Source organism: Nocardia albiluteola (assembly GCF_018860155.1).
Taxonomy (GTDB): Bacteria; Actinomycetota; Actinomycetes; order Mycobacteriales; family Mycobacteriaceae; genus Nocardia; species Nocardia albiluteola.
In genome coordinates this window covers 39,995-57,634 of the sequence record NZ_JAHKNI010000002.1, presented here as the reverse complement: position 1 = coordinate 57,634, position 17,640 = coordinate 39,995, and the positions used below count along the sequence as shown (strand labels likewise).

At 68.6% G+C, this 17,640-nt stretch carries 16 protein-coding genes; 8 read left to right on the top strand and 8 right to left on the bottom strand.

Annotation, left to right across the window (positions count from 1 at the left end; genetic code table 11):
* Positions 1-73: 73 nt before the first annotated feature.
* Together KO481_RS06230 and KO481_RS06225 are read right to left on the bottom strand one after the other, a co-directional pair.
* Positions 74-1,720, bottom strand: a complete 1,647-nt coding sequence (locus tag KO481_RS06230) for an acyl-CoA synthetase (RefSeq protein ID WP_215916046.1) — start codon at positions 1,718-1,720, stop codon at positions 74-76.
* A gap of 203 nt (positions 1,721-1,923) precedes the next feature.
* Positions 1,924-2,961 carry an LLM class F420-dependent oxidoreductase gene (locus KO481_RS06225; protein ID WP_215916045.1) on the bottom strand — a complete coding sequence of 346 codons (1,038 nt, stop codon included), beginning with the start codon at positions 2,959-2,961 and terminating at the stop codon, positions 1,924-1,926.
* A 175-nt stretch (positions 2,962-3,136) separates the two neighbouring features.
* Here KO481_RS06225 and KO481_RS06220 point away from each other — a divergent pair, with 175 nt between their 5' ends.
* From KO481_RS06220 to KO481_RS06200, 5 genes are all read left to right on the top strand, one after another.
* On the top strand, positions 3,137-4,135 hold the full coding sequence (locus KO481_RS06220) for a Zn-ribbon domain-containing OB-fold protein (RefSeq protein WP_215916044.1): 999 nt from the start codon (positions 3,137-3,139) through the stop codon (positions 4,133-4,135).
* A gap of 14 nt (positions 4,136-4,149) precedes the next feature.
* Entirely contained in the window at positions 4,150-5,178 is a 1,029-nt protein-coding gene (locus tag KO481_RS06215; protein WP_215916043.1) for a thiolase family protein, read from the top strand.
* On the top strand, positions 5,175-6,341 hold the full coding sequence (locus KO481_RS06210; protein WP_215916042.1) for a thiolase family protein: 1,167 nt from the start codon (positions 5,175-5,177) through the stop codon (positions 6,339-6,341). The genes KO481_RS06215 and KO481_RS06210 overlap by 4 nt, the downstream gene beginning before the upstream one ends.
* Before the next feature lie 82 nt (positions 6,342-6,423).
* Complete coding sequence (locus KO481_RS06205) at positions 6,424-7,302, top strand: TIGR03619 family F420-dependent LLM class oxidoreductase (RefSeq protein ID WP_215916634.1); 879 nt, start codon at positions 6,424-6,426, stop codon at positions 7,300-7,302.
* A gap of 1 nt (position 7,303) precedes the next feature.
* A complete protein-coding gene (locus KO481_RS06200; protein WP_245400522.1) occupies positions 7,304-7,735 on the top strand; it encodes a nuclear transport factor 2 family protein in 432 nt (143 codons plus the stop codon).
* A gap of 65 nt (positions 7,736-7,800) precedes the next feature.
* On the opposite strand, the gene KO481_RS06195 is transcribed toward KO481_RS06200, so the two are convergent.
* Positions 7,801-9,102: a cytochrome P450 gene (locus tag KO481_RS06195; RefSeq protein WP_215916041.1), complete on the bottom strand. Its 1,302-nt coding sequence runs from the start codon at positions 9,100-9,102 to the stop codon at positions 7,801-7,803.
* 91 nt (positions 9,103-9,193) lie between these two features.
* On the opposite strand from KO481_RS06195, the gene KO481_RS06190 reads away from it, so the two are divergent.
* Together KO481_RS06190 and KO481_RS06185 are read left to right on the top strand one after the other, a co-directional pair.
* On the top strand, positions 9,194-10,360 hold the full coding sequence (locus tag KO481_RS06190; protein WP_215916040.1) for a steroid 3-ketoacyl-CoA thiolase: 1,167 nt from the start codon (positions 9,194-9,196) through the stop codon (positions 10,358-10,360).
* Between the two features lie 526 nt (positions 10,361-10,886).
* On the top strand, positions 10,887-11,303 hold the full coding sequence (locus KO481_RS06185) for a helix-turn-helix domain-containing protein (RefSeq protein ID WP_011207048.1): 417 nt from the start codon (positions 10,887-10,889) through the stop codon (positions 11,301-11,303).
* A gap of 429 nt (positions 11,304-11,732) precedes the next feature.
* Here the strand turns inward: KO481_RS06185 and KO481_RS06180 are convergent, their stop codons facing one another.
* The 5 genes from KO481_RS06180 to KO481_RS06160 all read right to left on the bottom strand — a co-directional run bounded on the left by KO481_RS06180 (position 11,733) and on the right by KO481_RS06160 (position 16,819).
* Positions 11,733-12,749, bottom strand: coding sequence for a hypothetical protein (locus KO481_RS06180; protein WP_215916039.1), 1,017 nt, complete (start codon positions 12,747-12,749; stop codon positions 11,733-11,735).
* An 85-nt stretch (positions 12,750-12,834) separates the two neighbouring features.
* On the bottom strand, positions 12,835-13,350 hold the full coding sequence (locus KO481_RS06175; RefSeq protein ID WP_215916038.1) for an ImmA/IrrE family metallo-endopeptidase: 516 nt from the start codon (positions 13,348-13,350) through the stop codon (positions 12,835-12,837).
* A gap of 13 nt (positions 13,351-13,363) precedes the next feature.
* The gene (locus KO481_RS06170; RefSeq protein ID WP_215916037.1) at positions 13,364-14,665 is read right to left on the bottom strand and encodes a hypothetical protein; all 1,302 of its coding nucleotides are present in this window, start codon (positions 14,663-14,665) and stop codon (positions 13,364-13,366) included.
* A gap of 396 nt (positions 14,666-15,061) precedes the next feature.
* Positions 15,062-15,976 (bottom strand): SDR family oxidoreductase, encoded by a 915-nt coding sequence (locus KO481_RS06165; RefSeq protein ID WP_215916036.1) that lies wholly within the window; start codon positions 15,974-15,976, stop codon positions 15,062-15,064.
* 51 nt (positions 15,977-16,027) lie between these two features.
* Positions 16,028-16,819 carry an SDR family oxidoreductase gene (locus tag KO481_RS06160; protein ID WP_372451923.1) on the bottom strand — a complete coding sequence of 264 codons (792 nt, stop codon included), beginning with the start codon at positions 16,817-16,819 and terminating at the stop codon, positions 16,028-16,030.
* Positions 16,820-16,869: 50 nt separating this feature from the next.
* On the opposite strand from KO481_RS06160, the gene KO481_RS06155 reads away from it, so the two are divergent.
* The gene (locus tag KO481_RS06155; protein WP_215916035.1) at positions 16,870-17,634 is read left to right on the top strand and encodes an enoyl-CoA hydratase family protein; all 765 of its coding nucleotides are present in this window, start codon (positions 16,870-16,872) and stop codon (positions 17,632-17,634) included.
* Positions 17,635-17,640: the final 6 nt, after the last annotated feature.

The window sequence follows — 17,640 nt, the reverse complement described above, 5'->3', positions numbered from 1 at the left end:
AAACGCTGACAGTCACTATCCGATCGGAAGCCGTTGCCGCACAACGGCCCCCGACCGAAATGTGCGGTGAACCCTACTTGCCCACCGGCGCCGGAGCATCCTCGTCCGCCGGACGGGACTCCGCCTCCGCGTGCGCCCACTTGTAATCGGGCTTGCCCGCGGGCGAGCGCTTGATCTCATCGACGAACCACAGGCTGCGGGGCAGCTTGTAGGCCGAAATCTCCTGCGACAGCACCGGACGCAGCTCCTCGAGGGTCGGGCGCGCACCGTCGCGGCACTGCACCACCGCGACCACCCGCTGGCCCCAGCGCTCGTCCGCGACGCCGATCACCAGCGCGTCGAAGACCTGCGGATGACACTTGAGCGCGCCCTCGACCTCCTCCGGGTAGATCTTCTCGCCGCCGCTGTTGATGCTGACCGAGCCGCGGCCCAGCATTGTGACCGTGCCGTCCTCCTCCACCCGGGCGAAGTCGCCGGGGATCGAGTATCGAATCCCATTGAACTCCTTGAACGTCGTCGCGGTCTTGACCGGGTCGTTGTAGTACCCCAGCGGGATGTGCCCCTTGCGAGCCAGCAGGCCGACCTGACCCGAACCGGGCGTGACCGGGCTGCCGCTCTCGTCCAGAACCTCGGTGGCCGCGTCGATCTTCACCCGCGGGCCGCCGGTGTGGGTGGCGCCCTTGGCCGCCACCGACAGACCACCGAATCCGGTCTCCGAGGAGCCGATCGAGTCGGTGATCATCGTGGTGGGCAGGTGCTCCATCAGCCGGTCCTTCAGGGCCGGGGAGAACAGCGCGGCGCTGCTGGCCAGCGCCCACAGCTTCGAATGCTGGTACGGCTCACCGGTTTCCGGGTTGCCCACATCCAGGGCGTCGACCATCGGCCGGGCCATCGCGTCGCCGGTGATGAAGATCAGGTTGATCTCGTGCCGGTCGATGGCCTGCCACACCTTGTGCGCGTTGAACTCCGGCAGCATGATCGCCTTGCCGCCGCCGAAGAGGCTGTGGAACACCGCCGCCTGCGCGCCGCCGTGGATCATCGGCGGAATCGGGAAGCGCACCATCTGCGCGTTCTCCGCGCCGATCTTCGCCTGCTCCCATTCGTCGTCGACGTACTCGCCGGTGACGAAGTTGATACCGCCCCCGAGCACCCGCCACCAGTCCTCCTGGCGCCACATCACGCCCTTGGGCATGCCGGTGGTGCCGCCGGTGTAGATCATGAAGACGTCGTCGGTCGAGCGGTCGCCGAAGTCGCGCTCCCCGGACGAGGAGGCCAGTGCCGCTTCGTATTCCACCGAGCCCTCGGCGGTGGGGATGTCGGTGCCGTCGTCCACGACGATGACCGTCTTCAGCTTCGGCGAGGTCGGCCGGACCGCGGCCACCCTGTCGGTGTAGCGGCGCTCGTGGATCAGCGCGACCATGTCGGAGTTGTCGAAGATGTACTGCAGTTCGTTCTCGACGTACCGGTAGTTGACGTTGATCATCACCGCCCGCGCCTTGAACACCGCGACCATGGCCTCCACGGCCTCGATGGTGTTGCGCGAGTAGATGCCGACCTTGTCGCCGGGCCGCACGCCCTGGGACTGCAGGTAGTGCGCGAGACGATTCGCCCGATCCTCCAGCTCGGCGTAGGTCACCGAGCGGGTGTCGTCGGCCAGTGCGACGCGCTCGGGCACGAGGTCGATGGCATGTTCGACAAGGTCCGCTATGTTGTGGCTCACAGGACAAAAATAGAACGTGTTCTTGCGCCTGGCAACCCTCGGTTTACAGGGTTCACTAATTCCCGGCAGCACGGCGGCGGGCCACCACCCAGCAGTGTCGGCCCGCCCGCGACTGCGGGCGGGCGCTCAGAGTTCAGCCGTGCCGGACGCGGTGCCCATCAGCGTATCGGTGTGCCCCGCACCGCAATTGCAGAATCGCCGCATCAGCTTCGGACGATCGGCGCCAGCCGGCGCATCTGATCCAAGCTCTGCACGCCCACCAGCAGCATTGTCACTCCGGCCTTCTCCCACACCGCGAGCTGTTCGCGCACGTGCGCCTCGTCGCCGATGATGGTGGTGTCCAGGATCATTCGGTCCGGCACCGCCGCGGCCGCCTCGTCCTTGCGGCCGGCGCGGAACAGCTGGGTGATCTCCTCGACCTCCTCTCCGTAGCCCATGCGGCGATAGACCTCGGCGTGGAAGTTCAGCTCCTGCGCACCCATCCCGCCGATGTACAGCGCCATGAAGGGCCGCAGCCGATCCAGTTCGGCCCGCACGTCGTCGGTGAGGATGACCTGCGCGGTGGCGGCGATCTCGAAGTCCGCGCGCGAGCGCCGCGCGCCCGGCCGGGCGAAGCCCTCGTCCAGCCAGGCGTTGTACATGTCCGCCAGCCGTGGCGTGTAGTAGATGGCCAGCCAGCCGTCGGCGATCTCCGCTGTCAGCGCAACATTCTTGGGCCCCTCGGCGCCCAGCCAGATCGGCAGGTCCGCGCGCAGCGGATGGGTGATCGGCTTGAGCGGCTTGCCCAGGCCGGTCGCACCCGCCCCCTGATAGGGCAGCGGATAGTGCGGGCCCGGATTGACGACCTTCCCCTCCCGCGCCAGCACCTGCCGGATCACCCCGACGTACTCGCGGGTGCGGGCCAGCGGCTTGCCGAACGACTGCCCGTACCAGCCCTCCACCACCTGCGGCCCCGACACGCCGAGCCCGAGGATGTGCCGCCCGCCGCTGAGGTGATCCAGCGTCAGCGCCGCCATCGCGGTGGCTGTGGGGGTGCGGGCGGACAGCTGCACCACCGAGGTGCCCAGCCGTACCCGCTCGGTCCGCGACCCGTACCAGGCCAGCGGCGTGAACGCGTCCGATCCCCAGGACTCGGCGGTGAACACCGCATCGAACCCGGTCTCCTCGGCCTCGAGCACGAGTTCCTGGGCGTTGGTGGGCGGCTGCGCGCCCCAATAGCCGAGCTGCAAACCGAACCGCATCGCATTCCTTTCGTTCGCGACCCTCGAGCCGCATTTTCCCGCAGCCTTGCGGATGCGCCATCACTCCCGGGTAACCCGCCGAACACGGGACCACTGGACAGACACCCGTACAGCGCTACTCTTGCCACCAGAATAAGAACCTGTTCTACTCGATATCGTGACTCAGGGGAACACCATGACCGGCACAATTGCGAAGGGAAGCGGTTCGGAAACGGAACCCGCTCCCGAGGTGCTAGCCGCAGAGCTGCGGATGAAGTTCGATTACACCCGATCGGTCGGACCGACCATCGGCCGATTCCTGACCGGGTTACGCGAGGGCCGCATCGTCGGCGTACGCGGCTCCGACGGCCGGGTGATCGTGCCGCCGGCCGAATACGATCCCGTCACCGCCGAGGCGCTGACGGAGTTCGTCGACGTGTCCGATGTCGGCACGGTACAGAGCTGGACGTGGGTCGCCGAGCCGCTGCCCGGCCAGCCCTTCGACCGCCCGTTCGCCTGGGCGCTGATCACGCTCGACGGGGCCGACACCGCACTGCTGCACGCGGTCGATGTCGCCTCCCCGGACGAGATCCGCACCGGCCTGCGGGTGCGGGCGCGCTGGGCCGGCGAACGGACCGGCAGCATCCACGACGTCGCCGCGTTCGAACCGGGCGACACCTCCGTGCCCGCCGCCGCGTCCGGTGACGCGGCCGAGCCGGTCACGGGCATCGTGACCCCGATCGACCTGCGCTACAAGCACACCGCCTCGCCGCAGGAGACGGTCTTCCTGAAGGCCATCGCCGAGGGCCGCCTGCTGGGCGCCCGCGCCGCGGACGGCAAGGTCTACTTCCCGCCGCGCGGCGCCGACCCGCGCACCGGCGACCCCACCGACGACTACGTCGAACTCGCCGACACCGGCGTTGTCACCACGTTCTGCATCGTGAACGTGCCCTTCCAGGGCCAGCGCATCAAGCCGCCGTATGTGGCCGCGTACGTGCTGCTGGACGGCACCGACATCCCATTCCTGCACCTGGTGCTCGGCTGCGAGGCCAGCGAGGTGCGCATGGGCATGCGCGTCAAGGCCGCTTGGAAGCCCCGCGAGGAGTGGACGTACGAGGGGCTGGACAACATCTCCCACTTCGAACCCAGCGGCGAACCCGACGCTGCGTACGAAACCTTCCAGCAGCATCTGTGAGAGGCTGAGTTACGTTGAGCGACAACATTGACATCGCGGTGGTGGGGTTCGCCCACGCACCGCACGTCCGCGAGACCTACGGCACCACCAACGGTGTCGAAATGCTGGCGCCCTGCTTCCACCATCTGAAGGACAAGCTCGGCATCGGCGTCTCCGACATCGACTTCTGGTGCTCGGGATCCTCGGACTACCTTGCCGGGCGGGCCTTCTCGTTCATCTCGGCGATCGACTCGATCGGCGCGGTGCCGCCGATCAACGAATCGCACGTGGAGATGGACGCGGCCTGGGCGCTGTACGAGGCGTGGGTGAAACTGCGTACCGGACAGGCGAAGACGGCGCTGGTGTACGGCTTCGGCAAGTCCTCGGCCGGCACCCTGCGGCAGGTACTCACCCTGCAGACCGATCCGTATCTGGTCGCGCCGCTGTGGCCGGACGCCGTCTCGATGGCCGGGTTGCAGGCTCGCGCCGGGCTCGATGCCGGGCGCTGGACCGAGCGGGATATGGCGGCGGTCAACGCCGCCGACGATGCGGAGATCGAGAAGCGTCTGGCCGCCCCCTACGTCGCGAATCCCTTCCGCGAGCACGACATCGCCCCGATCACCGACGGCGCGGCCGCCATCGTGCTGGCCGCCGGTGATCGCGCGCGCGAGCTGTGCGAGCGCCCGGCCTGGCTGACCGATATCGCGCACCGCATCGATACCCCGATGCTCGGCGCCCGTGATCTGACCACCTCTCCCTCGGCCGCCGCGGCGGCCCGCGCGGTAACCGGTGGCGATGCAGGCGGATTCGACGTCGCCGAGCTGCACGCCCAGTACAGCCACGAACAGCTGATCCTGAAGCAGGCCATCGACCTGGGCGAGGGCACCCGCATCAACCCGTCCGGCGGGGCGCTGGCCGGAAATCCGATGTTCGCCGCAGGTCTCGAGCGCATCGGCTACGCCGCGACCGAGATCATGAACGGCACCGCGAATCGGGCGCTGGCGCACGCCAGTTCCGGACCCGCGCTGCAGCAGAACCTTGTCGCTGTCCTGGAGGGACGATGACAAACATCGCCGCGGTGCTCGGCACCGGACAAACCCATCATGTGACGAAACGAACCGATGTCTCGATGGCCGGAATGTGCCGCGAGGCAATCGATCGCGCCCTCGACGACGCCGAACTCACCATGGCCGATATCGACGCGGTGGTCATCGGCAAGGCCCCGGACCTGTTCGAGGGTTCGATGATGCCCGAGCTGTTCATGGCCGATGCGCTGGGCGCCACCGGAAAACCGCTGCTGCGCGTGCATACCGCGGGTTCGGTCGGCGGCTCGACCGGCATCGTGGCGACCAGCCACGTGCAGGGCGGCGTGCACGGCAAGGTGCTCGCGGTCGCGTGGGAGAAGCAGTCCGAATCCAATGCGATGTGGGCGCTGTCGAATCCGGTGCCGTTCACCAAGCCGGTCGGCGCGGGCGCGGGCGGCTACTTCGCCCCGCACGTGCGCTCCTACATCCGGCGCGCGAACGCCCCGCTGCACATCGGCGCCATGGTCGCGGTGAAGGACCGCCTCAACGGATCCCGCAATCCGCTGGCCCACCTGCAGCAGCCCGATATCACCATGGAATCGGTGCTGGCCTCCCAGATGCTTTGGGACCCTATCCGTTTCGACGAGACCTGCCCGTCCTCGGACGGCGCGTGCGCGATCGTGCTGGGCGACGAGTCCTCCGCCCGCACGGTCGAGGCGTCCGGCAGGAAGGTGGCGTGGGTGCACGGCACCGCGATGCGCACCGAACCGCTGGCATACACCGGGCGCGACCAGGTGAGCCCGCAGGCCGGACGCGACGCCGCGGCCGCGCTGTGGAAGCAGGCGGGCATCACCAATCCGCTCGAGGAGATCGACGCGGCCGAAATCTACGTGCCCTTCTCGTGGTTCGAGCCGATGTGGCTGGAGAACCTGGGCTTCATGCCCGAGGGCGAGGGCTGGAAGCTGACCGACGCCGGGGACACCCGCATCGGCGGCAAGCTGCCGGTCAACCCCTCCGGCGGCGTGCTCAGCTCGAACCCGATCGGCGCCTCGGGCCTGATCCGCTTCGCCGAATCGGCCAAGCAGGTGATGGGCCGAGCCGGGGCATACCAGGTGGACAACGCACGCAAGGCGTTCGGGCACGCGTACGGCGGTGGGTCCCAGTACTTCTCCATGTGGGTTGTCGGGTCGGAGCGCCCGTGACCGAGCGAAGCGAGGGAACCATCAACACAGCGACCATGGTCATGGCGGAGCCGAGCGCCAGCGAGGCGCAGCTATGACCAAGATGCAGTTCACCCTCGGGATCGCGCTGAGCCCACTCGATCAGCTGCCCGAGCTGGCGAAAACGGCGGAGGAGTGCGGGTTTTCCAACATCGCGCTGCCGGATTCGCTGTTCTACATGGAATCCCAGTCCGAGAAGTACCCGTACACCCCGGACGGCAGCCGGTTCTGGACCCCGGATACCCCGTGGGTGGATCCGCTGATCGGCGCCACGGCGATGGCCTCGGTGACCGAGCGGATCCGCTTCTACACCAACGTGTTGAAGCTCGGCTCCCGCAATCCGCTGCTGCTGGCCCGGCAGGTGGGCTCGGTGGCGGCGATGAGCGGCAACCGATTCGGCTTCGGCGTCGGCATCGGCTGGGCGCCCGAGGAATTCGAATGGTGCGGGGTGCCCTATGCGCGCCGCGGTGCGCGGGTCGACGAGATGATCGAGGTCATCAAGCTGGTCCTGGGCGGCGGCATGGTCGAATTCCACGGCGAGTTCTACGATTTCGACAAGCTGCAGATGAGCCCCGCGCCCTCGGCGCCGGTGCCGTTCTACATCGGCGGGCACACCGGCCCCGCGCTGCGGCGCGCGGCGAAGGTGGGCGACGGCTGGTGCTCGGCGATGATGAAGTACGACGACATCGTCTCCACGATCGCCGAACTCGCCAGGCTGCGTACCGAATACGGGCGGGCGGAGGATCCGTTCGAGATCCAGGTGGTCTGCATCGACAAATTCGGCCGCTCGGGTTACGAGGAACTGGCACAGGCCGGCGTCACCGACTCCATCGTGGTGCCGTGGGTCTTCGACGGCCTGGGCTTCGACGCGGACCTTGCCGCCAAACAGGATTCGCTGCGCAAGTTCGCCGAGCAGTACATCGACAAGCCGATCGGAGCCTGACATGACGACACCCATGACCGGCGAGAAGACCCATCCCGCCCGGGTCGCCGGCGCCGCCTCGCAGGCTGCGGTGCGCGCCCGCGACAAGGAAGCCTGGCTGGCGCTGTTCGCCGCCGACGGCATCGTCGAGGATCCGATCGGCCCCTCGGCCTTCTCCCCCGACGGCACCGGCCATCGGGGCCGCGCCGCCATCGCGGCCTTCTGGGACAAGGCGATCGCGCCGACCGAGTCGATCGAATTCGTCTTCGGGGATTCCTTCGCCTGCGGCAACGAGGTCGCCTTCACCGGCCTGATCCGTACCCGGATCGGCGGCCAGATCGTCGATGCCGAGGGCGTGTTCACCTACCGTGTCGACGCCGAGGGAAAGATCGCGGCCCTGCGCGCGTACTGGGAGACCGACCGGGCGATGAAGACCCTGCGGCCGCAGGAGTAAGCGCGGATGACGAAGGGCGGGTACCGGATTCGGTACCCGCCCTTCGTCGCGTGGGAGGTGGTCGTCTAGTGCGCGACCGGGCAACCGCCCTGGTAGCCGACCTGGAACTCCTTGATCCCGTTCAGCCAGCCGGACTGCAGGCGCTTGGGATCGCCGAGCTTGGTGATGTCGGGCAGGTGGTCGGCGATGGCGTTGAAGATCAGGTCGATCTCCAGGCGGGCCAGGTTGGCACCGATGCAGAAGTGCGCGCCGGTGCCGCCGAAGGCCAAGTGGTCGTTGGGGTTACGGGTGATGTCGAAGGTGTAGGGGTCCTCGAACACGTCCTCGTCGAAGTTCGCCGAGCGGTACATCATCACCACGCGGTCGCCCTTCTTGATCGTCACGCCGCCCAGTTCGGTGTCCTCGAGCGCGGTGCGCTGGAAGGAGGTGACCGGGGTGGCCCAGCGGATGATCTCGTCGGCGGCGGTCTTGGGACGCTCCTTCTTGTAGAGCTCCCACTGCTCCGGATTCTCCAGGAACGCGATCATGCCGTGGGTGATCGCGTTGCGGGTGGTCTCGTTGCCGGCCACCGCGAGCAGGATCACGAAGAAGCCGAACTCCTCCGAGGTCAGGGACTCGCCGTCGATATCGGCGTTGACCAGCTCGGTCACGATGTCGGTGGCGGGGCAGCCCTTGCGGGCCTCGGCCATCTGGTAGGCGTAGCCCAGGATCTCCATCGACGCGGTCACCGGATCGGCGGTCGACTCGGGATCGTCGTAACCGGTCATGTCGTTGGACCACTGGAAGACCTTCATCCGGTCCTCCTGCGGCACGCCGATCAGCTCGGCGATGGCCTGCAGCGGCAGCTCACAGGCGACCTGGGTGACGAAGTCACCGGCACCCGAGGCCGCAGCGGCCTCCACGATCGACTTCGCGCGCGCGGACAGCTCGGCGCGCAGGCCGTTGACCGCCCGCGGGGTGAAACCCTTGGAGATCAGCTTGCGCATCCGGGTGTGCTGCGGCGCATCCTGATTCAACAGCACGAACCGCTGCAGCTCGATCGCGTCGCGGGTGATGTCGTCGTTGAAGCGCGGGATGGCGGTGTTCTCGTAGTTGGAGAACACGTCGCTGCGGCGGGACACCTCCTTCACGTCGGCGTGCTTGCTGACCACCCAGAAGCCCTCGTCGTGGAAGCCGCTGACATCGGGGGACTGTGGGTTCCACCAGATCGGCGCGCTGCGCCGGAGTTCGGCAAGCTCCTCGACCGGGACCCGTCGGGCCCACAGCGCCGGGTCGGTCACGTCGAACCCCTCGGGCAGGTTCGGTGCAGTGAGGGCGTCTACCACCAGCTGTCTCCTTCGACTAACTGAAACACGTTCTACCTTCATTGCAGCATAGGTGGTATCAGTAGTAAAGAAGCCATCTGAGGCTCCCCCAGCATTTCAACGAACCTGTTTCAGTTTCAACCCGGAGGACACCATGGGAACACCGGTCATCGTCGAGGCCGCACGCACGCCGATCGGCAAGCGCAACGGGTGGCTGGCCGGCCTGCACGCAGCCGAACTGCTCGGCGCCGCACAGAAGGGACTCCTGGACAAGGCCGAGCTCGACCCGAGCCTGGTCGAGCAGGTCGTGGGCGGCTGCGTGATGCAGGTCGGCGAGCAGGGCAACAACGTCACCCGTACCGCGTGGCTGCACGCCGGGCTGCCCTACCAGACCGGCGCGGTCACGATCGACAACCAGTGCGGTTCGGCGCAGCAGGCCACCGGCCTGGTCGCGGGCCTCATCGCCACCGACGCGATCGAGATCGGCATGTCGTGTGGCATCGAGTCGATGAGCCACGTGCCACTGGGCGCCAACGTCGGCGAGAACGCGGGCCCCCGCCGCCCCGCCTCGTGGAACATCGACATGCCCAACCAGTTCGAGGCGGCCGAGCGAATCGCCAAGCGGCGCGGCATCACTCGCGACGACGTGGAGGAACTGGGCGAGCGCTCGCAGCGCCTGGCCGCGCAGGCGTGGCGCGAAGGCCGTTTCGACCGTGAGGTTTTGACCATCGCCGCGGCCCCGCAGGTCGACAAGGAGGGCAAGCTCACCGGCGAGACGATGGACGTGAGCCGCGATCAGGGCCTGCGCGAGACCACCCGCGAGGGCTTGGCCAAGCTCAAGCCGGTCATCGAGGGCGGCGTACACACCGCGGGCACCTCCTCGCAGATCTCCGACGGCGCGGCCGCAGTGCTGCTGATGGACGAAAAGGCCGCGCAGCGACAGGGATTGCGCCCGCGCGCCCGCATCGTCGCGCAGTGCCTGGTCGGCAGCGACCCGTATTACCACCTGGACGGCCCGGTCGATGCGTGCACCCGGCTGCTCGAGAAGTCCGGCATGAGCATCAGCGACATCGACCTGTTCGAGATCAACGAGGCCTTCGCCTCGGTGGTGCTGTCGTGGGCGTCGGTGCACAAGCCCGATTTCGATCGGGTGAACGTCAACGGCGGCGCGATCGCGCTCGGACATCCGGTGGGCAGCACCGGCGCCCGGCTCATCACCACGGCGCTGCACGAACTCGAGCGGTCCGGCAAGAGCACCGCGATGATCCTCATGTGCTGCGGCGGCGCACTGGCCACCGGCACCATCATCGAGCGAATCTAGCAAACCCGACAAATCGGTCGAGTGCGGATCCTGGTCCCGCACATCGGCTTTCCGCGAATCGGCGCGCCGAAACGCCGACATGGCTATGGTCCTCATGTGCGCCGTTGGCGCACATGAGACACACCAAGATCAACCCATGGAACGCTCCAGATCGCGGCGGTTCTGGACTGAGCAGGGACCTTTCGGCGAAGTTGAATGTTCATCCCCGGATTACCTGAACGTGGCGTACGCCACACAAACTGCAGTACAGACCGCAAGATGAGATGTCAGCTATTCTAAAGTTATCAACCAGCGGTCGGACGGGACGCTCGCGACGGGCCAGAATCGGTCTCTGCCTGCGGTTCCCGACAACCGTTGCGGTAGCCCGCAAACGCGGCGGCCATCGTCGGTTCGCGAACCGGACGTCTGGAAGCTTCAAGGAAATCATGAATCAGGCGTAGGTTTTCAGTTACTCAGCCGCTAATATCAATGATACGTATCCGAGATAACGACTGTTAGTACAGCGAAGGGAATTGGGCGGCTCACAATGGCTGATTTCGCGGCGCGGCTGAACAAGCTGTTCGAAACCGTGCATCCCCCGGGGCGTAAGCCGCACACCAACGCCGAGGTGGCGGCTGCGCTGACGGCCTCCGGCCATCCGATCTCGAAACCGTATCTCTCGCAGTTGCGGTCGGGACAGCGCACCAACCCCTCTGACGAGACGGTGGCCGCGCTGGCGAAGTTCTTCAAGGTCAAACCGGACTACTTCTTCAACGACATCTACGCGGCCAAGATCGACCACGATCTGGAGCTGCTGTCCCAGCTGCAAGGCTATGGACTCCGTCGTCTGTCGAGTAGGGCGTTCGACCTGTCTGAAGAATCTCAGAACCTCCTGACCTCGATGGCCGAGAAGCTGCGGGCGAGCGAGGGTTTGCCCGAGATCCCGCCGGACGGCACGGAATAGCAAGACACACAAAGCAACACAGTGCGGCGCCTCGGACCGCACTGTGTTGCCTTGTGAAGGGACAACCGAAGCGGGGGACGCTTCGGCCTGAGTCGTGAGCACAGTAGGTCACGGGCCCGATAGGTAGGGGTTCAGCCGCTCACGCCCGCAGTGCGCCACCGCATCCCGGGGTCGCGAGCCCCGGTGCGGTGCTCGCGGCCTTTGTCGTGCGCTCTGCCGCCGCGATAGTCGTTTCTCACGGTCGAAATTCGGACCACACATCCCGCCCGCCCATGCCGCCCCGGGACGGGTGATGTGATTTACACCGCCAAACTGGTCGGTCCGGCGAACGATGAGCTTACAGATGAACGTTCATTTGCAGCGGTTCGCGCGCATGTGCGGCACAACCGAATCCGGTCGCCTCGACCCGAATACCCGCGGCGGCCACCGCTATCGGCGCGGCGCAGCCGCGGTGGCCTCGGTCTCGTCGAATGCCCGGGCGATCGCCTGCACCCAGCCGCGCGGGCTCGAGCCCTGCGGCGGCGCGATCCACCGCGCGTCGATCACCACCTCGCCGAGGGGATTGCGTGCCCATTCGGCGACCCGCTCGGCCCGCTCGGTGGTGGATCCGGACGGGGTGCCCGCGGCCATCAGCTCCACCCCGCCGCCGGACTGCAGATACAGCGCGTCCATGATCTGGGCGACCTGGTCCGAGGCCTTGAGCTGGGTGGTCGTGCCGGCCAGGTCGTGCGCCACGACCTCCGGGAAGCGCTTGGTCATGGTGACGTGCAGGGGCCGGATCTGCCGCAGCAGCACCCGCGCCCGCACCCACAGTTCGATGACGATCCACACCGCGCCGATCGCGATCATCAGGCTCGACACCTGCCAGACCGGCCAGTACCAGCCCGGATTCTTGGGCAGGGCCTCCGGTTCCCCGATGGCCAGGCGGCGGATCGAGAGCGCCGAGAGCACGCCGACGACGATGGTGCCGGCGGTGTAGAGGGCGATGCCGCGGCCCAGCGCCGTCCAGTCCAGGTTGCGCAGGCCGGTCACCGCGATGAACACGCAGCCCACCAGCGTCACCACCCAGCCGAACAGCACCGACCAGAGGATCGTGACCGCCATCGCGGCCAGACCGAGGGCATAGATCACCAGCGCGATCTGACGCAGATTGCGCCGCGACACCACGGGCCACGCCGCCGCGGCCACCACCGAGGTGGCCACGGTGAACAGCAGCCAGGCGGCCGTGGTCAGGCGATCGGCGAGCATGGCACCGGACAGGCCGTGCGGCAGCAGATTGTCCAGGGCCAGACCGACTTCGGGAATCGAGACCGTCGCGGCGGCCGCCACCGAGGCGACGGCGACGACGATCGCGACGCGCGCGGTGGTCGCCGGTTTCACCAGCACGCGCCCGACGCGCGCACCCGCGGCCACCCACACCAGCAGGGCTGTCAGCCAAAATGTCATGTGCTTCCCCCTATCGGTGCCTGTCGCGGATGACCGAGGGGCCCTCCGTGGTTACGCAAGCTGCCTCCTCCGGGCCCGGACTCGGTCATCCGAGTGCCTCGTCGAACCTGAGCACCGAGACGCCCGCGCCCCGGTTGCGGAACACCCGCAGGCGGGTCAGGAGCATGCTGGCGAAGGTCTCTGCCTCCCATTCGGCCTGCTCGTCCTCGCCATCGTCCACGACCTGCTGATGGGCGCGCTGGCTGAGCATGTAGGCGATGAGATCGTCGCTGGCCTCCAGCGTCACCTCGGTCGCCGGCTCGCCGGGATGGTCGAAGATGATGTGCCCGAGCTCGTGGGCGAGGGTGTGCTCGCGGCTCGGCAGGCCCGAGGCCAGCACGATCACGTCCTTCTCCGGGTAGCTACGCCGCTGACCGCACACGCCGGGACCCAGTGTGGCACTGACGATCTCGATGGTGCGGCGGCGCTCGGCCGAGATGGCGAGCACGACCTCGTCGAGATCGGTGGCGTCGAAATCGGCAGCGACCGCGCAGACCGCGTCGACGGCGGCCGCGACGCGGCGATACGAACGGCTGCTGCTTTGGACGCGACTCTCCGTCATCACTTCACCACCCTCATGCCCTCGGGAAGAATTCGGCGCGCGCGGCATCGATCCGCGCCTGCGCGGCCGAGGCGCTCTGGAAGCTGACCGCGCCGGAACCGGCGGCGGCAAGGGCCATCGCGATGACGCCGCCGATCACGCCCAGCACGTTCGCCGTGGGCAGGCCGGTGCTGGCCGCGGTGGGCCGCACGGCCGGATTCGGCTTGGCGAGCGGGGCCGGCGCCGCCACGACGGGCGGGATTGGCGGCGGCGGAGGTGCCGCCGCCGGGACGGGCACTGCGGGCAGTGCGACCGCCGGAACCGGCACCGCGGGCACCGGGACGGGCGGGATGGCCAGGGGCGCCGCGGGTACGGGCGGCACCGGGGGCGGCTGCAACAGCAGCAGGAGCAGCAGGGGGGACGCCGCCGCGGCCGAACCCAGGGCAGCCGAGCCGGTGAGGGCCGAACCCGTTCCAGCCAGCCCGGCCAGGGCCGAACCCGTTGCGGCGGAACCCGTTCCGAAGAGTGCGGCCAGCGCGGACCCGGTGGCGAGACCGGCGGCCGAGCCGGTGCCCAGCAGGGCCGCGCCCGCGGCGGAACCGGTGCCGAGCAGCGCGGCACCCGCCCCCGCACCAGCGGAACCCACTGCGGCGGAACCAGTTCCGAGCAGAGTGGCGAGCAGGGCGCCGGCGGCCGCGCTGGTTCCAGCCAGCGCCGAACCCGTGCCCGCGAGCGCGGTGCCCGTGGTGGCGCCCGCGGAACCGACTGCGGCGGAACCGGTTACGCCGAGCCCGGCCGCGGTGCCCAGGGCCGCGGAGCCCGTGCCGAGTGCCGCCGAGCCGATGGTCGCGCCGGCGGAGCCGACGGCCGCGGAGCCAGTGCCCGCGAGTGCGCCGGCGCCCAGCCCGGCCGAGCCCACCGCCGCGGAACCCACCGCAGCCGACCCGGTGCCGAGCAGGGGGCCAATACCCAGCAGGCCCGCGAGCCCCTCGATGCCCGCGGCCGGGGTGGGCCGCACGGGCACGGGCACGCCGGGGCCACCGGGCCCGGATCGGCCGCGCGCCGCAGTGCCGGGTGTCACAGAACCCCGCGTGACCAGGTCGGGAGCCTGCCGCGTGGGCTCGGGAGCGATGCCGGAACGGCCGGGAATGCGCAGCGGAATACCCGGGTTCGAATTGCCCGAATTGCCCGGGGCGGCCGGGATTCCCGGCGTGCACTTCGGGCAGGGGGTGGGCTGGGCATCGGCGAGCAGGGGAGCCAGGGCGGGCCCTAACAGCCCATAACCGGCGGCAAGTCCGGTCACTGTCAGGACGCGCAGGATGCGACCTATGGCCATGCGCTTGCCCTTCCCCTCATCTTCGAGCGCAGATCAATGCCCGGTCGCTAGCTCACACGGACTTAAGCGGATGCCGATCATCATAACTGCGGGTTGTTTGCTCGCACAGGGAGATCCTGTGAGACATCCCACAGACCGAGGCATGCCTCATGGCCCGGTCACCGCGAATTCCAACCGACGCACGGCAATACGCTCCAGCGAGGTGTGGCGGTGGTGCGACTGGCCCTCCGGGCCGTGCCCCGCCAACACTCCGCATTCGGTTATCGCCACTCGCACAGGGGTATTCGGTGCCGAGCTGTGGCCGGATCGTTGCCGCGGGGAAGGGTTGCGGAGCGTCGTGCGATCCAGCGGGGGCGTGTCGTCCCGAGCCCGTCGGGCCCGGGACGGGTCGCCAGGTCAGGCGCCGTAGACCGCCTCCGGCGCGGCCGCCTTGGCAATCAGCTCGCGTACCGCCGAGCCCAGCTCGGCGGGCTCCCAGCGGGCGCCGCGATCGACCGGCACGCCGTGCCGCCAGCCGTCGGCCAGGGCCACCTTGCCGCCCTCGACCTCGAACATCCGGCCCGTCACCCCGGCCGAGTCGGCGCTGCCCAGCCACACCACCAGCGGCGAGACGTTCTCCGGGGCCATCGCGTCGAAGCCGTCCTCCGGCTTGGCCATCATGTCCGCGAAGACGGTCTCGGTCATGCGCGTGCGGGCCGAGGGGGCGATGGCGTTGACGGTCACGCCGTAGCGCGCGAATTCGGCTGCGGCCGTGATGGTCAGCGCGGCGATGCCGGCCTTGGCGGCGGCGTAGTTGCCCTGTCCGACGCTGCCCTGCAGGCCCGCGCCGGAACTGGTGTTGATGATGCGCGCATCGACGGCGTTGCCGGCCTTGGACTGCCCGCGCCAGTACTCGATGGCGTGCCGCATGGTGGCGAAGTGGCCCTTGAGGTGCACCCGCACCACCGCATCCCACTCCTGCTCGGACAGGTTCACCAGCATCCGGTCCCGGACGATGCCGGCGTTGTTGACCAGCACGTCCAGGCCGCCGAAGGTCTCGACCGCCTGCGTGATCAGGCGCTGCGCGCCCGCCCAGTCCGCGATGTCGCTGCCGTTGACCACGGCCTTGCCGCCCAGCTCGAGGATCTCCTCGACGACCTGCGCGGCCGGGGTGTCGGCGCGCGGGGTGCCGTCGAGTTCGGCGCCGATGTCATTGACCACCACATTGGCCCCGGCGGCGGCGAAGGCCAGCGCGTGCGCACGCCCGATGCCGCCGCCCGCGCCGGTCACGATGACGGTGCGCCCGGCGCAGATCTTCTCGTTGTCAGCCATATGTGTGCTCATTTCGGTTGTCGTGCAGGATGATTCAACAGAGCTGTGGGATCACGGCGTGGCGGTCGCAGAGTTGACCGTGGCCGCGTCCAGGAAGGCGGGGCGCTCGCCGCCGCCGTGCATCAGCATCGTGCCGCCGCTGACGTAGGAGGCCAGCGGAGAGGCCAGGAAGGCCGCGCAACGACCGATGTCCTCCGGCACCGCCAGGCGCCCCAGCGGCACCGTCGCCGAGACCGCGTCGATGCCCGCCTGATCGCCGAAGTGCAGGTGGCTGCTCTCGGTGTGCACCATGCCGACGATCACCGAGTTGATCCGCACCTTGGGCGCCCATTCCACGGCCAGCGAGGAGACCAGGCTGTCGATGCCCGCCTTGGCCGCGCCGTAGGCCGCGCTGCCCGGCGAGGGCCGATGGCCGCTGACGCTCGAGATCATCACGATCGAGCCGCCCCGCTCCTGGGTCTGCATGACGGCGTTCGCGGCCTGCGAGACCAGCAGCGGCGCAAGCAGATTCAGCTCGACGATCTTGGCGTGGAAGTTGCGGCTGGCATCGGCGGCCAGCGCGAACGGCGCGCCCCCGGCGTTGTTGACCACGTGATCGAGGCGGCCGTGCCGCGCCACGATCTCCTCGATCATCGCGGCGACCGCGTCGCCGTCGCGCACATCGCAGGGCAGGAATTCGGCCGTGCGGCCGGAGCTGGAGATCGGGGCGTCCCCGGGACGGCGCGCGCAGGTCACCACGGTCGCGCCGGCGTCCAGGAAAACCCGGCTGATCCCGGCTCCCACGCCCCGCACGCCGCCCGTGATCAGGACGACGGATCCGGAAAGGTCCACTTCGATTGCCACCGTGCTAACCTACCAAGCACTTGCTTGTTTTGCCAACGATGGGACTTGGGATGGGGATCAACCGTCACACCGAATCCGAGGGCGTCGAGGTCGTCACCGTCGACTACCCGCCGGTCAATGCCCTGCCGTCCGACGGGTGGTTCGCCCTGGCCGACGCGATCCGCGAGGCCGGGCGCAACCAGGACACGCGCGTGGTCGTGCTGCGCGCGGAGGGTCGCGGCTTCAACGCGGGCGTGGACATCAAGGAAATGAACGCGGACAGCGGGCACACCGCGCTGATCCGCGCCAACCACGGCTGCTTCGAGGCGTTCGCTGCGGTCTACGACTGCCAGGTCCCGGTCGTCACCGCGGTCAACGGCTTCTGCCTGGGCGGGGGCATCGGCCTGGTCGGCAACTCCGATGTCATCGTCGCCTCCGACGACGCCACCTTCGGCCTGCCCGAGGTGGATCGCGGCGCACTGGGCGCGGCCACCCATCTCGCGCGCCTGGTCCCCCAGCACCTGATGCGGACCATGTTCTACACCGCGGGCAAGCTCACCGCGCAGCAGCTGCACCACTACGGCTCGGTGTACAAGGTGGTGCCGCGGGCCGAACTCGACGCCGCGGCAATGGAAGTGGCCAAGAACATCGCGAACAAGGACGGCCGCGTCATCCGCGCCGCCAAGAAGGCGCTGAACGGCATCGACGTGCAGGACGTGCACCGCTCCTACCGCTACGAGCAGGGCTTCACCATGGAGCTGAACCTGGCGGGCGTGGCCGACGAGATCCGGGCGCGCTTCGACGACGATCTGGCCGCCCAGAAGAAGGGGAAGTAGAAAGCC

Excerpts from the sequence above, each read along its gene's own strand:
- KO481_RS06225 (WP_215916045.1), bottom strand. The coding sequence starts at position 2,961 with ATGCGGTTCGGTTTGCAGCTCGGCTATTGGGGCGCGCAGCCGCCCACC.
- KO481_RS06220 (WP_215916044.1), top strand. The coding sequence starts at position 3,137 with ATGACCGGCACAATTGCGAAGGGAAGCGGTTCGGAAACGGAACCCGCT.
- KO481_RS06210 (WP_215916042.1), top strand. The coding sequence starts at position 5,175 with ATGACAAACATCGCCGCGGTGCTCGGCACCGGACAAACCCATCATGTG.
- KO481_RS06205 (WP_215916634.1), top strand. The coding sequence starts at position 6,424 with ATGCAGTTCACCCTCGGGATCGCGCTGAGCCCACTCGATCAGCTGCCC.
- KO481_RS06200 (WP_245400522.1), top strand. The coding sequence starts at position 7,304 with ATGACGACACCCATGACCGGCGAGAAGACCCATCCCGCCCGGGTCGCC.
- KO481_RS06195 (WP_215916041.1), bottom strand. The coding sequence starts at position 9,102 with ATGAAGGTAGAACGTGTTTCAGTTAGTCGAAGGAGACAGCTGGTGGTA.
- KO481_RS06190 (WP_215916040.1), top strand. The coding sequence starts at position 9,194 with ATGGGAACACCGGTCATCGTCGAGGCCGCACGCACGCCGATCGGCAAG.
- KO481_RS06185 (WP_011207048.1), top strand. The coding sequence starts at position 10,887 with ATGGCTGATTTCGCGGCGCGGCTGAACAAGCTGTTCGAAACCGTGCAT.
- KO481_RS06180 (WP_215916039.1), bottom strand. The coding sequence starts at position 12,749 with ATGACATTTTGGCTGACAGCCCTGCTGGTGTGGGTGGCCGCGGGTGCG.
- KO481_RS06175 (WP_215916038.1), bottom strand. The coding sequence starts at position 13,350 with ATGACGGAGAGTCGCGTCCAAAGCAGCAGCCGTTCGTATCGCCGCGTC.
- KO481_RS06170 (WP_215916037.1), bottom strand. The coding sequence starts at position 14,665 with ATGGCCATAGGTCGCATCCTGCGCGTCCTGACAGTGACCGGACTTGCC.
- KO481_RS06165 (WP_215916036.1), bottom strand. The coding sequence starts at position 15,976 with ATGGCTGACAACGAGAAGATCTGCGCCGGGCGCACCGTCATCGTGACC.
- KO481_RS06155 (WP_215916035.1), top strand. The coding sequence starts at position 16,870 with ATGGGGATCAACCGTCACACCGAATCCGAGGGCGTCGAGGTCGTCACC.